12 protein-coding genes are annotated in these 13,944 nt (G+C 60.5%); 8 read left to right on the forward strand and 4 right to left on the reverse strand.

Features of this window, described 5'->3' with window-relative positions; genetic code table 11:
* Positions 1-116 precede the first annotated feature (116 nt).
* On the forward strand, positions 117-479 hold the full coding sequence (gene clpS / locus CRX69_RS15720) for an ATP-dependent Clp protease adapter ClpS (RefSeq protein WP_015094394.1): 363 nt from the start codon (positions 117-119) through the stop codon (positions 477-479).
* A 29-nt stretch (positions 480-508) separates the two neighbouring features.
* Positions 509-2,779, forward strand: a complete 2,271-nt coding sequence (clpA, locus tag CRX69_RS15725) for an ATP-dependent Clp protease ATP-binding subunit ClpA (RefSeq protein ID WP_047227721.1) — start codon at positions 509-511, stop codon at positions 2,777-2,779.
* A gap of 277 nt (positions 2,780-3,056) precedes the next feature.
* On the opposite strand, the gene infA is transcribed toward clpA, so the two are convergent.
* The 4 genes from infA to trxB form a co-directional block, all read right to left on the reverse strand.
* Positions 3,057-3,275 carry a translation initiation factor IF-1 gene (infA, locus tag CRX69_RS15730; RefSeq protein ID WP_002553999.1) on the reverse strand — a complete coding sequence of 73 codons (219 nt, stop codon included), beginning with the start codon at positions 3,273-3,275 and terminating at the stop codon, positions 3,057-3,059.
* Positions 3,276-3,375: 100 nt separating this feature from the next.
* A complete protein-coding gene (locus CRX69_RS15735; RefSeq protein ID WP_047227720.1) occupies positions 3,376-4,083 on the reverse strand; it encodes an arginyltransferase in 708 nt (235 codons plus the stop codon).
* 57 nt (positions 4,084-4,140) lie between these two features.
* Entirely contained in the window at positions 4,141-4,821 is a 681-nt protein-coding gene (aat, locus tag CRX69_RS15740) for a leucyl/phenylalanyl-tRNA--protein transferase (RefSeq protein WP_047227754.1), read from the reverse strand.
* A 70-nt stretch (positions 4,822-4,891) separates the two neighbouring features.
* Entirely contained in the window at positions 4,892-5,851 is a 960-nt protein-coding gene (gene trxB, locus CRX69_RS15745; RefSeq protein ID WP_107322300.1) for a thioredoxin-disulfide reductase, read from the reverse strand.
* Between the two features lie 318 nt (positions 5,852-6,169).
* On the opposite strand from trxB, the gene CRX69_RS15750 reads away from it, so the two are divergent.
* From CRX69_RS15750 to cysG, 6 genes are all read left to right on the forward strand, one after another.
* Positions 6,170-8,575: a DNA translocase FtsK gene (locus tag CRX69_RS15750; protein WP_076385477.1), complete on the forward strand. Its 2,406-nt coding sequence runs from the start codon at positions 6,170-6,172 to the stop codon at positions 8,573-8,575.
* Between the two features lie 58 nt (positions 8,576-8,633).
* Positions 8,634-9,257 (forward strand): outer membrane lipoprotein periplasmic chaperone LolA, encoded by a 624-nt coding sequence (lolA, locus tag CRX69_RS15755; protein WP_047227717.1) that lies wholly within the window; start codon positions 8,634-8,636, stop codon positions 9,255-9,257.
* Positions 9,258-9,457: 200 nt separating this feature from the next.
* The gene (locus CRX69_RS15760) at positions 9,458-10,783 is read left to right on the forward strand and encodes a replication-associated recombination protein A (protein ID WP_107322301.1); all 1,326 of its coding nucleotides are present in this window, start codon (positions 9,458-9,460) and stop codon (positions 10,781-10,783) included.
* Entirely contained in the window at positions 10,780-11,154 is a 375-nt protein-coding gene (gene crcB, locus CRX69_RS15765; protein WP_047227715.1) for a fluoride efflux transporter CrcB, read from the forward strand. The genes CRX69_RS15760 and crcB overlap by 4 nt, the downstream gene beginning before the upstream one ends.
* A gap of 15 nt (positions 11,155-11,169) precedes the next feature.
* Positions 11,170-12,450, forward strand: a complete 1,281-nt coding sequence (gene serS / locus CRX69_RS15770; RefSeq protein WP_047227714.1) for a serine--tRNA ligase — start codon at positions 11,170-11,172, stop codon at positions 12,448-12,450.
* A complete protein-coding gene (gene cysG / locus CRX69_RS15775) occupies positions 12,451-13,845 on the forward strand; it encodes a siroheme synthase CysG (RefSeq protein ID WP_076385475.1) in 1,395 nt (464 codons plus the stop codon). It begins immediately after the preceding gene.
* Positions 13,846-13,944 lie beyond the last annotated feature (99 nt).

Here is a 13,944-nt window from a genome sequence, read left to right on the forward strand (position 1 = left end):
CTCTATTGGTTGTAACACCGTTTTCCCGATAGTCAAGGTGACCCGGCGAACGTGGTTGAAATCGCCTACAAGCGCCCCCATCACTGTATTTGCCAACTAAACGAACCTTTCTTTCCATGCATGCAATCAGCCAGATTCGACTAACATTCAATCAGGATCGCCCGGATCTACATGACGACGATTCCGCAGGCATTGCTGTTCAGGAAGCAAAGCCTGCATTACAGGCGCCACCGATGTACAAGGTGGTTTTGTTCAACGATGACTACACACCGATGGATTTCGTCGTCGAAGTGCTCGAGGTGTTTTTTAACCTGAATCGCGAGCTGGCGACCAAGGTCATGCTGGCCGTCCATACAGAGGGACGGGCAGTATGTGGAGTGTTTACCCGCGACATCGCCGAGACGAAGGCCATGCAGGTCAACCAGTACGCCCGGGAAAGCCAGCATCCGCTACTCTGTGAAATCGAGAAGGACGGTTAACGCCGACCACTTGGGTATGAGGTGAAGCTATGTTAAACCGCGAGCTCGAAGTCACCCTCAATCTTGCCTTCAAGGAGGCTCGTTCGAAGCGTCATGAATTCATGACCGTCGAGCACCTGCTGCTGGCCCTATTGGATAACGAGGCTGCCGCCACCGTTTTGCGTGCCTGCGGCGCAAACCTCGATAAACTCAAGCATGATTTGCAGGAGTTCATCGACTCCACCACGCCATTGATCCCCGTTCATGACGAGGATCGCGAAACCCAGCCAACCCTGGGCTTCCAGCGTGTCCTGCAGCGTGCTGTCTTTCATGTACAGAGCTCGGGTAAGCGTGAAGTGACCGGCGCCAACGTGCTGGTCGCCATCTTCAGCGAACAGGAAAGCCAGGCGGTTTTTCTGCTCAAGCAGCAGAGTGTTGCGCGCATCGATGTCGTCAATTACATCGCCCATGGCATTTCCAAGGTACCTGGGCACGGCGATCACTCCGAAGGTGAACAGGATATGCAGGATGACGAGGGCGGTGAGTCTTCTTCTTCGGGCAATCCGCTGGACGCCTATGCCAGCAATCTGAATGAACTGGCGCGCCAGGGGCGTATCGATCCACTGGTCGGACGCGAGGCGGAAGTCGAGCGGGTCGCGCAGATCCTGGCCCGACGCCGCAAGAACAATCCGCTGCTGGTGGGCGAGGCGGGCGTGGGCAAGACTGCGATCGCCGAAGGCCTGGCCAAGCGCATCGTTGATAACCAGGTGCCGGACCTGCTCGCCAACAGTGTGGTGTATTCCCTCGATCTGGGGGCCTTGCTGGCGGGCACCAAGTACCGCGGTGATTTCGAGAAGCGCTTCAAGGCATTGCTGGGCGAGCTGAAAAAGCGTCCGCAGGCGATCCTGTTCATCGACGAAATCCACACCATCATTGGTGCCGGTGCCGCGTCCGGTGGGGTCATGGATGCCTCGAACCTGCTCAAGCCGCTGCTGTCTTCGGGTGATATCCGTTGCATCGGTTCGACCACGTTCCAGGAATTTCGCGGGATCTTCGAAAAAGACCGTGCCCTGGCCCGGCGTTTCCAGAAAGTCGATGTGTCGGAGCCTTCGGTGGAAGACACCATCGGTATCCTGCGTGGGCTGAAGGGGCGTTTCGAACTGCACCACAATATCGAATACAGCGATGAAGCCCTGCGCGCCGCTGCTGAGCTGGCCTCGCGCTATATCAATGACCGGCATATGCCGGACAAGGCCATTGATGTTATCGACGAGGCGGGTGCCTATCAGCGGCTTCAGCCAGTGGAGAAGCGCGTCAAGCGCATCGAAGTGCCACAGGTCGAAGACATCGTGGCGAAAATCGCGCGGATTCCGCCCAAGCACGTCACCAGTTCCGACAAGGAGCTGCTGCGTAATCTGGAGCGTGACCTGAAGCTGACCGTGTTCGGTCAGGATGCAGCCATCGATTCGCTGTCCACCGCCATCAAGTTGTCTCGCGCCGGACTCAAGTCGCCGGACAAACCAGTGGGTTCTTTCCTGTTCGCAGGTCCCACCGGTGTCGGCAAGACCGAGGCCGCACGGCAATTGGCCAAGGCGATGGGGATCGAGCTGGTTCGCTTCGACATGTCCGAGTACATGGAGCGTCACACCGTATCGCGTCTGATTGGTGCGCCTCCGGGATATGTCGGTTTCGACCAGGGCGGCCTGCTGACCGAGGCCATCACCAAGCAGCCGCATTGCGTGCTCTTGCTCGATGAAATCGAGAAGGCGCATCCGGAAGTCTTCAACCTGCTCCTGCAGGTCATGGATCACGGTACGCTGACCGACAACAACGGGCGCAAGGCGGATTTCCGCAATGTGATCATCATCATGACCACCAACGCCGGCGCCGAAACCGCGGCTCGCGCTTCGATCGGTTTCACCCATCAGGACCATTCGTCCGATGCGATGGAAGTGATCAAGAAGAGCTTCACGCCTGAATTCCGCAACCGCCTGGACACCATTATCCAGTTTGGTCGCCTCAGCCATGAGGTCATCAAGAGTGTGGTGGACAAGTTCCTTACCGAACTTCAGGCGCAGCTCGAAGACAAGCGTGTGCTGCTGGAAGTCACCGATGCGGCCCGCAGTTGGCTGGCGGCCGGTGGTTACGATGTGACGATGGGGGCACGGCCGATGGCTCGCCTGATCCAGGACAAGATCAAGCGTCCACTGGCGGAGGAGATCCTCTTTGGCGAACTGGCCGAACATGGCGGTGTGGTCCACATCGACATCAAGGACGGCGAGCTGACCTTCGACTTCGAAACCACGGCTGAAATGGCCTGATCGTTACACGCAGGAAAAGCAAAAGGCGCCGAAAGGCGCCTTTTTGCTGACTTCAGAAACACCTGGCCCCTCCGGGTCTGGATAACTGCAGGATTTGTATCCGCCACAAATTTCCTGTGGGAGCGAGCCTGCTCGCGAAAGCGGTGGGTCAGTTGGCTGTAATGTCGAATGCGCCGGCCTCATCGCGAGCAGGCTCGCTCCCACAGGGTTGTGAGGTGATTATTGGCGCGGACAAACAAAAACGCCCGGCATCAGCCGGGCGTTTTGTATTGACTTGTTAGCGAGCGCGGTAAGTGATGCGCCCTTTGCTCAAGTCATAGGGCGTCAGCTCGACGCGCACTTTGTCACCGGTAAGAATACGAATGTAGTTCTTGCGCATCTTGCCGGAGATGTGCGCGGTTACGACGTGCCCATTTTCCAACTCCACACGAAACATGGTGTTGGGCAGGGTGTCGACGACAGTGCCTTCCATTTCGAAGCTGTCTTCTTTCGACATGCAGTAAAGCCCTCGGTATCCAGTGAATGGCCCGGTGCAACTGCGCCAGGCAAAAGCGGCGTGCATTGTGCCCGAAAAAGGGGGTTTAAGCCAAGGGGTTCTAACTGAGGACGACCCATCTCTGGTTAATCAGCAATTCGATGGGGCGATATTGGGTCTTGTAATTCATTTTTTTGCAGTTTTTGATCCAGTAGCCCAAGTACACCGCTTCCAGCCCGAGGCGCCGGGCTTCGTTGATCTGCCAGAGGATGGCAAAACGCCCCAGACTGCGCCGTTCTTCGTCGGGCTCATAGAAGGTGTACACCGCCGAAAGCCCGTTGGGCAGCAGGTCTGTGACGGCGATGGCCACCAGTCGCCCTTCGAGGCGGAACTCATAGAAGCGGGAAAAGGGCAGGTCGCGGACCAGAAAGGTCGAAAACTGATCACGACTGGGCGGGTACATGTCGCCGTCGGCGTGGCGCTGCTCGATGTAGCGCTGGTACAGATCGAAATACTCCTCGCTGAACTGCGGCTTGGCTGGCCGGACCTGTAGGTCGGCGTTGCGCTTGAAAATCCGCTTCTGCTGGCGATTGGGTACAAACTGAGCCACGGGAATGCGCGCCGGCACGCACGCATTGCAATGTTGGCAATGGGGCCGGTAGAGATGATCGCCGCTGCGACGGAAGCCCATCTCCGACAGATCTGCGTAGACATGCACATCCATGGGCTGGCTAGGGTCGAGGAACAGCGTCGTGGCCTGCTCCTCGGGCAGGTAACTGCAAGAGTGGGGTTGAGTGGCATAGAACTTCAAGCGCGCCAACTCGGTCATGATCAACCCTCGGGAGTAAGCTTTGGATTAAGTGTAAGCCAGGAGCGCCATTGTCGCTCAGCAAACCCAGGTTGCGTGGTTGGGCTGGTCCAGATGCGCCTTGAGGTAGCCGGCAAACTCAGCCCTTGGGATCGACCGGGCGCCGAGGCTGTGCAGGTGTTCGGTGGGCATTTGGCAGTCGATCAGCACGAAACCGGCCGCTTTGAGATGTTGGACCAGGGTGGCGAAGCCGAATTTCGAGGCGTTATCGGCCCGACTGAACATGGACTCGCCAAAAAACAGCTGCCCCATGGCCAGGCCATACAGGCCGCCCACCAATATACCCTGGTCCCATACCTCCACTGAATGGGCGAAACCGCGTCGATGCAGCTCCAGATAGGCGGTTTGCATGGCCTCGGTGATCCAGGTGCCGTCAGCATAGTCCCGGGGCGCGGCGCAGGCCTCGATGACAGCGGCAAAGTCCTTGTCGAACGTCACGGCATAGCGTTGCTTGCGCAGGAGCTTGCCGAGGCTGCGCGATACATGCAGTTCGTCGGGAAACAATACGGTGCGTGGATCCGGTGACCACCACAAGATCGGCTGGCCTTCGGAGAACCACGGGAAACAGCCGTGGCGATAGGCCCGGATCAGCCGATCGGCGGACAGGTCGCCACCGGCGGCCAGCAAGCCATTGGGGTCGCTCAGGGCTTTGGCCAGTGGCGGAAAATCGAACGTGTTGCGTTGTAGCCAAGTCAGCATGGTCATCCGGGCTTGCAGAAGGGGAGGGCGGGTCTTGTGCGCAGACAAGAGGCCGCCTAAAGGTTAACCGTCAAACCACCGGAATGTCATCGAGATACTTCTCGGCGTCGAGTGCGGCCATGCAACCGGCGCCGGCCGATGTAATGGCCTGTCGATACACGTGATCGGCCACGTCGCCGGCGGCGAACACGCCTTCGATATCGGTTGCAGTGGCATTGCCCTCGCTGCCGCCGCGGACGATCAGGTAGCCGTCGCGCATTGTCAGTTGGCCCTGGAACAGCTCGGTGTTGGGTTGATGGCCGATAGCGATAAACACGCCGGCCAGGGACAAGGTGCTGGTCTGGCCGGTCTCACTTTGGCGCAGACGCGCGCCGGTGACGCCGCTGGCGTCACCCAGCACTTCATCCAGATTCTGCTTCCAGTGCAGTTTCACATTGCCGTGGCGGGCTTTTTCGAACAGCTTGTCCTGCAGTATTTTCTCTGCGCGCAGTTTGTCCCGGCGGTGAATCAGGTGTACCTCGCGGGCGATGTTGGACAGGTACAAAGCCTCCTCAACCGCCGTATTGCCACCACCGACCACCGCCACTACCTGATTGCGGTAAAAGAATCCGTCGCAGGTTGCGCAGGCGGAAACGCCCCTGCCGGCGAAGGTCTGCTCTGAGGCCAGGCCCAGGTATTGGGCTGAAGCGCCGGTGGCGATGATCAGCGCGTCGCAGGTGTAGGTGCCGCTGTCGCCGATGAGTTCGAAAGGGCGCTGTTGCAACTTGGCGGTGTGGATATGGTCGTAGACGATCTGCGTGTCGAAGCGCTCGGCGTGGCGTTGCATGCGTTCCATCAGCACCGGACCGGTCAAGTCCGTGACATCGCCGGGCCAGTTGTCGACTTCGACGGTGGTAGTGAGCTGGCCACCGGCCTGCAGGCCAGTAATGACAACGGGTTTGAGGTTGGCACGGGCGGCATAGACAGCGGCGCTGTATCCCGCAGGGCCGGAACCGAGAATGATCAGGCGTGAATGCTTCACTTCGCTCATAAAAACACCTCATAAGCCTTTGTCACGAAAGAGAATGCATGCTCCAATTGACGCCAACACAGCTGGTTTTTGGCTATGCTGTAGCCCATCGTGCGGGCAATGCCTTGGGGCTGACAAACCCGTACAATGCTTGAGTTTTGAACGCAGGAGAGGCAAAAGATCAAAATCTTCGGCAACACCTGCGGTTTTCTGGATGCACGTCACAGTGGTAAAAGTAGTACCGGTTGTGCACATTCACTTTTTTGCCTGCTCGTGATGAGCAGTTTTTTATAGTCATTCAACAGATGGACGCGCCTTTGGCGCAGGAAAAGAAGCGTTTTGAAGAAATCCACCGCAGCACCTAAAACAGTCGTTCCGCTCTGGCGCCAGCAATTGCACTACCGGCTCAAGGAAGGTGCGTTGATCGCCATCGGCGCCTTGTGCCTGTTCCTGATGATGGCCTTGCTGACCTATGGCAAGGACGATCCGGGCTGGAGCCACAACAGCAAGATCGACGATGTGCAGAATTTCGGCGGTCCGGCCGGTTCCTACAGCGCTGACATCCTGTTCATGGTGCTGGGCTATTTCGCCTACATCTTTCCGCTTTTGCTGGCGATCAAGGCCTATCAGATTTTCCGTCAACGCCACGAGCCCTGGCAGTGGAGTGGCTGGCTGTTTTCCTGGCGCCTGATCGGCCTGGTGTTCCTGGTGCTGTCGGGCGCCGCGCTGGCCCATATCCATTTTCACGCACCCACCGGCCTGCCGGCCGGAGCGGGCGGTGCGCTGGGGGAAAGTCTTGGCGAGCTGGCCAAAAACGCCCTGAACATCCAGGGCAGTACGCTGCTGTTCATCGCCCTGTTCCTGTTCGGCCTGACGGTGTTCACCGATTTGTCATGGTTCAAGGTGATGGATGTCACCGGCAAGATCACCCTGGACCTGATCGAGCTGATCCAGGGAGCGATGAATCGCTGGTGGGCGGCGCGCACCGAGCGCAAGCAACTGGTGGCGCAACTGCGCGAGGTGGATGACCGCGTCCACGACGTGGTGGCCCCGACCGTCACGGACAAGCGCGAGCAGGCCAAGGTCAAGGAACGCCTGATCGAACGTGAACAGGCCCTGAGCAAGCACATGTCCGAGCGCGAGAAACAGGTGCCGCCGGTCATCACCATGGCTCCGGCCAAGGCGCCGGAGCAGAGCAAGCGCGTGCAGAAAGAGAAACAGGCGCCGCTGTTCGTCGACAGTGCAGTGGAAGGCACCTTGCCGCCGATCTCGATCCTGGATCCGGCCGAAAAGAAACAGCTCAACTATTCCCCCGAATCCCTGGCGGCCGTCGGTCACCTGCTGGAAATCAAGCTCAAGGAGTTCGGCGTCGAGGTTTCGGTGGATTCGATCCACCCGGGCCCGGTGATTACCCGTTACGAAATCCAGCCGGCCGCCGGCGTGAAGGTCAGCCGTATCGCCAACCTGGCCAAGGACCTGGCACGTTCTCTGGCCGTGACCAGCGTGCGGGTAGTGGAAGTGATTCCCGGCAAGACCACCGTGGGCATCGAGATTCCCAACGAAGACCGGCAGATCGTGCGCTTCTCCGAAGTGCTCTCCACCCCTGAATACGACAACCACAAGTCGCCGGTCACCCTGGCCCTGGGCCATGACATCGGCGGCAAGCCTGTCATCACTGACCTGGCGAAAATGCCGCACCTGCTGGTGGCCGGTACCACCGGTTCCGGTAAGTCGGTGGGTGTGAACGCGATGATCCTGTCGATCCTGTTCAAGTCCGGCCCGGAAGACGCCAAGCTGATCATGATCGACCCGAAAATGCTCGAGCTGTCGATCTATGAAGGCATTCCGCACCTGCTGTGCCCGGTGGTGACCGACATGAAGGACGCCGCCAACGCCCTGCGCTGGAGCGTTGCCGAGATGGAGCGCCGCTACAAGCTGATGGCAAAGATGGGCGTGCGTAACCTGTCGGGCTTCAATGCCAAGGTCAAGGAGGCCGAAGAGGCCGGTACGCCGTTGAGCGACCCGCTGTACCACCGCGAGAACATCCACGACGAAGCGCCGCTGCTGCACAAGCTGCCGACCATCGTGGTGGTGGTGGACGAATTCGCCGACATGATGATGATCGTCGGCAAAAAGGTCGAAGAACTGATCGCCCGGATCGCCCAGAAGGCCCGTGCCGCTGGTATCCACCTGATTCTCGCGACGCAGCGGCCGTCGGTGGACGTGATCACCGGCCTGATCAAGGCCAACATTCCGACCCGCATGGCGTTCCAGGTGTCGAGCAAGATCGACTCGCGGACCATCATCGACCAGGGTGGCGCCGAGCAGTTGCTGGGCCACGGTGACATGCTCTACATGCCGCCGGGCACCAGCCTGCCGATTCGTGTGCACGGTGCGTTCGTGTCCGACGATGAAGTGCACCGGGTCGTTGAAGCCTGGAAACTGCGTGGCGCCCCTGAATACAACGACGACATCCTCAATGGTGTCGAGGAGGCCGGCAGCGGCTTTGAGGGCAGCAGCGGTGGTGGCGATGACGATGCCGAAACCGATGCGCTCTATGACGAAGCGGTGCAGTTTGTCCTGGAAAGCCGCCGGGCCTCGATTTCCGCCGTTCAGCGCAAGCTCAAGATCGGCTACAACCGTGCCGCACGCATGATCGAGGCCATGGAAATGGCCGGGGTCGTGACGGCGATGAACACCAACGGCTCGCGCGAAGTACTGGCGCCGGGCCCGATGCGCGATTAATGACCTGAGCGGCCTGGCGACACGCCGCTCGACCTCCCACGACTTCAAGAGGACTCCCATGCGCCTGATTCGCATGTTGCTGTTGCCCGTACTGGCCCTGACCACCTTGTCGGCCCATGCCGATGAAAAGGACGTGGCCCGCCTGACCCAGTTGCTGGAACGTTCCCAGACCCTGACCGCTCGCTTCTCCCAACTGACCCTCGACGGCAGTGGTACCCAGTTGCAGGAAACCGCCGGTGAGATGGCCTTGCAGCGTCCGGGCCTGTTCTATTGGCACACCGATGCACCGGCTGAACAACTGATGGTTTCCGATGGCAAGAAAGTCTCGCTGTGGGACCCGGACCTGGAACAGGTCACCATCAAGACCCTGGATCAGCGCCTGACCCAGACGCCGGCGTTGCTGCTCTCCGGCGATGTTTCCAAGATCAGCCAGAGTTTCGACATAAGCTCCAAAGAGGCCGGTGGCGTGATTGACTTCACCCTCAAGCCCAAGACCCGGGACAGCCTGTTCGACAGCCTGCGCCTGTCCTTTCGCAACGGTCTGGTCAACGACATGCAACTGATCGACAGTGTCGGTCAGCGCACCAATATCCTGTTCACCGGGGTCAAGGCCAACGAGCCGATCGCTGCGTCCAAGTTCAAGTTCGACATCCCCAAGGGTGCGGACGTGATCCAGGAGTAAACATAAAGCCCCTGTCGGAAATGGCCTGTGGGAGCAAGGCTTGTGGGAGCAAGGCTTGCCCGCGATTGCATCGCCTCGGTCTACCAGACGCACCGAGGTGTCTGTATCGCGGGCAAGCCTTGCTCCCACAGATGCTCCCACAGATCTGCTCCGGTAGAGAGGATCGGCACCAGGACCCAGCGGAGGTTGCATAAGTAGTGATGGACCTGTTTCGAAGCGCCCCGATTGCCCAGCCATTGGCCGCCCGCCTGCGCGCGACCAACCTGGATGAGTACGTCGGCCAGGAACATGTGCTCGCCCGCGGCAAGCCTCTGCGCGAGGCCTTGGAGCAGGGTGTGTTGCACTCGATGATTTTCTGGGGCCCGCCGGGCGTGGGCAAGACCACCCTGGCGCGGTTGCTGGCCGAAGTCTCGGATGCCCATTTCGAAACGGTTTCGGCGGTGCTGGCCGGGGTCAAGGAAATCCGCCAGGCGGTGGAAGTCGCCAAGCAGCAGGCCGGGCAATACGGCAAGCGCACCATCCTGTTTGTCGATGAAGTGCACCGTTTCAACAAGTCGCAGCAGGACGCGTTCCTGCCCTACGTCGAAGACGGGACGCTGATCTTCATTGGCGCGACCACCGAAAACCCTTCGTTCGAACTCAATAACGCCTTGCTGTCCCGGGCGCGGGTCTATGTGCTCAAGAGCCTCGACGAGGCGGCGATGCGCAAGTTGGTGCACCGGGCGCTGACCGAGGAACGCGGCCTGGGCAAACGCCAGTTGAGCCTCAGCGACGAAGGCTTCCAGATCCTGTTTTCGGCCGCCGATGGCGATGGCCGGCGCTTGCTCAACCTGCTGGAAAACGCCTCGGACCTGGCCGAAGACAACAGCGAGATTGGCGTCGAACTGCTGCAAAGCCTGTTGGGCGATACCCGTAGACGCTTCGACAAGGGCGGTGAGGCGTTCTACGACCAGATTTCGGCGCTGCACAAATCCATCCGTGGCTCCAACCCCGACGCGGCCTTGTACTGGTTTGCGCGCATGATCGACGGCGGCTGCGATCCGCTGTACCTGGCGCGTCGAGTGGTACGCATGGCCAGCGAAGACATCGGCAATGCCGATCCCCGCGCCCTGAGCCTGTGCCTGGCCGCCTGGGATGTGCAGGAGCGCCTCGGCAGCCCGGAAGGCGAACTCGCCGTGGCCCAGGCCATCACCTACCTGGCTTGCGCGCCAAAGAGCAATGCGGTGTACATGGGCTTCAAGGCCGCGATGCGCAGCGCCACCGAGCATGGCTCCCTGGAAGTGCCGCTGCACCTGCGCAACGCGCCGACCAAACTGATGAAGCAATTGGGCTATGGCGATGAATACCGTTACGCTCACGACGAACCGGACGCCTATGCCGCCGGTGAAGACTATTTTCCCGAAGAACTCGAACCCCAGCCGTTCTATCAGCCGGTGCCCCGTGGCCTTGAACTGAAGATCGGCGAGAAACTCAATCATTTGGCACAACTGGACCGTCTGAGTCCAAGGCAGCGGAGAAAACCTTGATCCCCTTGATCCTCGCAGTCTCCGCTGGTGGCGTTGCCGGCACGTTGTTGCGCTTTGCGACTGGCAATTGGGTCAACGCAAATTGGCCGCGGCACTTCTATACCGCCACGCTGGCCGTTAATATCGTGGGCTGTCTGCTGATCGGCGTTCTATACGGTCTGTTTTTGATTCGCCCCGAGGTGCCCATCGAGGTGCGCGCGGGGCTGTTGGTCGGCTTTCTTGGCGGCCTGACGACTTTTTCATCCTTTTCACTGGATACGGTGCGCCTGCTGGAAAGCGGGCAGGTGCCGCTGGCCCTGGGCTACGCGGCTATCAGCGTATTCGGCGGGCTGCTCGCCACCTGGGCTGGCCTGTCCCTGACCAAACTTTGATAACGAGAGACCGACATGCTCGATTCCAAACTGTTACGTAGCAACCTTCAGGACGTAGCGGACCGCCTGGCATCCCGTGGCTTCGCCCTGGACGTCGCGCGCATCGAAGCGCTGGAAGAACAGCGCAAGACCGTCCAGACCCGCACCGAAGCCCTGCAGGCTGAACGTAACGCGCGCTCCAAATCCATCGGTCAGGCCAAGCAGCGCGGCGAAGACATCGCACCGCTGATGGCCGATGTCGAGCGCATGGCGGGTGAGTTGAGTGCCGGCAAGGTCGAGCTGGACGCGATCCAGACCGAACTGGATTCGATCCTGCTGGGTATCCCCAACCTGCCGCATGAATCGGTCCCGGTCGGTGAAGACGAAGACGGCAACGTCGAAGTGCGCCGTTGGGGCACGCCCAAAGTCTTCGATTTCCCGGTGCAGGATCACGTCGCCCTGGGCGAGAAGTTCGGCTGGCTCGATTTCGAAACCGCCGCCAAGCTGTCGGGCGCCCGTTTTGCCTTGTTGCGCGGGCCGATTGCCCGTCTGCATCGCGCCCTGGCGCAGTTCATGATCAACCTGCACGTCACCGAGCACGGCTACGAAGAAGCCTACACGCCTTACCTGGTTCAGGCGCCAGCCTTGCAGGGCACTGGCCAGTTGCCGAAGTTCGAGGAAGACCTGTTCAAGATCAGCCGCGAAGGCGAGGCCGACCTGTACCTGATCCCTACCGCCGAAGTGTCGCTGACCAACATCGTCGCTGGCGAGATCGTCGACGCCAAGCAACTGCCCATCAAGTTCGTCGCCCACACACCGTGTTTCCGCAGTGAAGCCGGGGCATCGGGCCGTGATACCCGGGGCATGATCCGTCAGCATCAGTTCGACAAGGTCGAGATGGTGCAGATCGTCGAGCCCTCGGTGTCCATGCAAGCGCTGGAAAGCCTGACCGCCAACGCCGAGAAAGTCTTGCAACTGCTGGAGCTGCCATATCGCACCCTGGCGCTGTGCACCGGCGACATGGGCTTCAGTGCGGTGAAGACTTACGACCTGGAAGTCTGGATCCCGAGCCAGGACAAGTACCGCGAGATTTCTTCGTGCTCCAACTGTGGCGATTTCCAGGCCCGCCGCATGCAGGCGCGTTTCCGCAACCCGGAAACCGGCAAGCCGGAACTGGTCCACACTCTCAATGGCTCCGGCCTGGCCGTGGGCCGCACCCTGGTGGCGGTACTGGAAAACTACCAGCAGGCCGACGGTTCGATCCGTGTGCCCGAGGTGTTGAAGCCCTACATGGGCGGCATCGAGGTCATCGGCTAAATGGACTATTTGCCACTGTTCCACAACCTGCGCGGCAGCCGCGTGCTGGTGGTCGGCGGCGGAGAGATTGCCTTGCGCAAGTCTCGCCTGCTGGCCGATGCCGGCGCGTTGTTGCGGGTGGTCGCACCCGATATCGAACCGCAGTTGCGGGAACTGGTCAGTGGCAGCGGCGGTGAATGCATCCTGCGTGGCTACGTGGAAGCGGACCTGGACGGCTGTGGCCTGATCATCGCCGCCACCGACGACGAATCGCTCAACGCCCAGGTGTCGGCCGACGCCCACAAGCGTTGCGTGCCGGTCAACGTGGTGGATGCGCCGGCCCTGTGCAGCGTGATCTTCCCGGCGATTGTCGACCGCTCGCCGCTGGTGATCGCGGTGTCCAGCGGCGGCGATGCGCCGGTGCTGGCGCGGTTGATCCGGGCCAAGCTGGAAACCTGGATTCCTTCGACCTACGGACAACTGGCCGGGCTGGCGGCGCGTTTTCGCAGCCAGGTCAAAGGGCTGTTCCCGGATGTGCAGCAACGCCGGGCGTTCTGGGAAGAGGTGTTCCAGGGGCCGATCGCTGATCGACAGTTGGCCGGGCAGGGCGCCGAGGCCGAGCGCCTGTTGCGTGAAAAGATTGCAGGCCAGGCGCCGAATGCACCGGGTGAAGTCTATCTGGTGGGCGCTGGCCCTGGTGATCCGGACCTGCTGACCTTCCGTGCCTTGCGTCTGATGCAGCAGGCGGACGTGGTGCTTTACGACCGTCTGGTGGCTCCGGCGATCCTTGAGCTGTGCCGGCGTGACGCCGAGCGGATCTACGTCGGCAAGCGTCGCTCAGAGCACGCGGTGCCCCAGGAGCAGATCAACCAGCAATTGGTCGATCTGGCCCGGCAAGGCAAACGTGTGGTGCGATTGAAGGGCGGTGATCCGTTCATCTTTGGCCGTGGCGGTGAAGAAATCGAAGAACTGGCGGCCCATGGCATCCCGTTCCAGGTGGTTCCGGGCATCACCGCCGCCAGCGGCTGCGCGGCCTACGCCGGGATCCCGCTGACCCATCGCGATTATGCCCAGTCGGTGCGATTCATCACCGGTCATCTGAAGGACGGCACCAGTGACTTGCCGTGGGCGGACTTGGTGTCGCCGGCGCAGACGTTGGTGTTCTACATGGGGTTGGTGGGGCTGCCGATCATCTGCGACGAGTTGATCAAGCACGGTCGCGCGGCGGACACACCGGCGGCGCTGATCCAGCAGGGCACCACCTCCAACCAGCGGGTGTTTACCGGCACCTTGGCAGATTTGCCGAAACTGGTGGCTGAGCATGAGGTTCATGCACCGACCCTGGTGATCGTTGGGGAAGTGGTGCAACTGCGCGAGAAACTGGCGTGGTTTGAAGGGGCTCAGGGGCAGGTCTAGACAGACCGTGTCGCTCCAATCGCGAGCAGGCTCGCTCCCACCGTGATCGTGTACAACCGCAGATTCATGGTTGAACAACGATCACATATGGGAGCGAGC

The organism is Pseudomonas rhizophila, from assembly GCF_003033885.1.
Taxonomy (GTDB): domain Bacteria; phylum Pseudomonadota; class Gammaproteobacteria; order Pseudomonadales; family Pseudomonadaceae; genus Aquipseudomonas; species Aquipseudomonas rhizophila.

Bases quoted from the DNA above. Each gene is read 5' to 3' on its own strand.
- clpA (WP_047227721.1), top strand. From the start codon at position 509: ATGTTAAACCGCGAGCTCGAAGTCACCCTCAATCTTGCCTTCAAGGAG.
- lolA (WP_047227717.1), top strand. From the start codon at position 8,634: ATGCGCCTGATTCGCATGTTGCTGTTGCCCGTACTGGCCCTGACCACC.
- clpS (WP_015094394.1), top strand. From the start codon at position 117: ATGCATGCAATCAGCCAGATTCGACTAACATTCAATCAGGATCGCCCG.
- aat (WP_047227754.1), bottom strand. From the start codon at position 4,821: ATGCTGACTTGGCTACAACGCAACACGTTCGATTTTCCGCCACTGGCC.
- CRX69_RS15735 (WP_047227720.1), bottom strand. From the start codon at position 4,083: ATGACCGAGTTGGCGCGCTTGAAGTTCTATGCCACTCAACCCCACTCT.
- CRX69_RS15760 (WP_107322301.1), top strand. From the start codon at position 9,458: ATGGACCTGTTTCGAAGCGCCCCGATTGCCCAGCCATTGGCCGCCCGC.
- trxB (WP_107322300.1), bottom strand. From the start codon at position 5,851: ATGAGCGAAGTGAAGCATTCACGCCTGATCATTCTCGGTTCCGGCCCT.
- infA (WP_002553999.1), bottom strand. From the start codon at position 3,275: ATGTCGAAAGAAGACAGCTTCGAAATGGAAGGCACTGTCGTCGACACC.
- cysG (WP_076385475.1), top strand. From the start codon at position 12,451: ATGGACTATTTGCCACTGTTCCACAACCTGCGCGGCAGCCGCGTGCTG.
- serS (WP_047227714.1), top strand. From the start codon at position 11,170: ATGCTCGATTCCAAACTGTTACGTAGCAACCTTCAGGACGTAGCGGAC.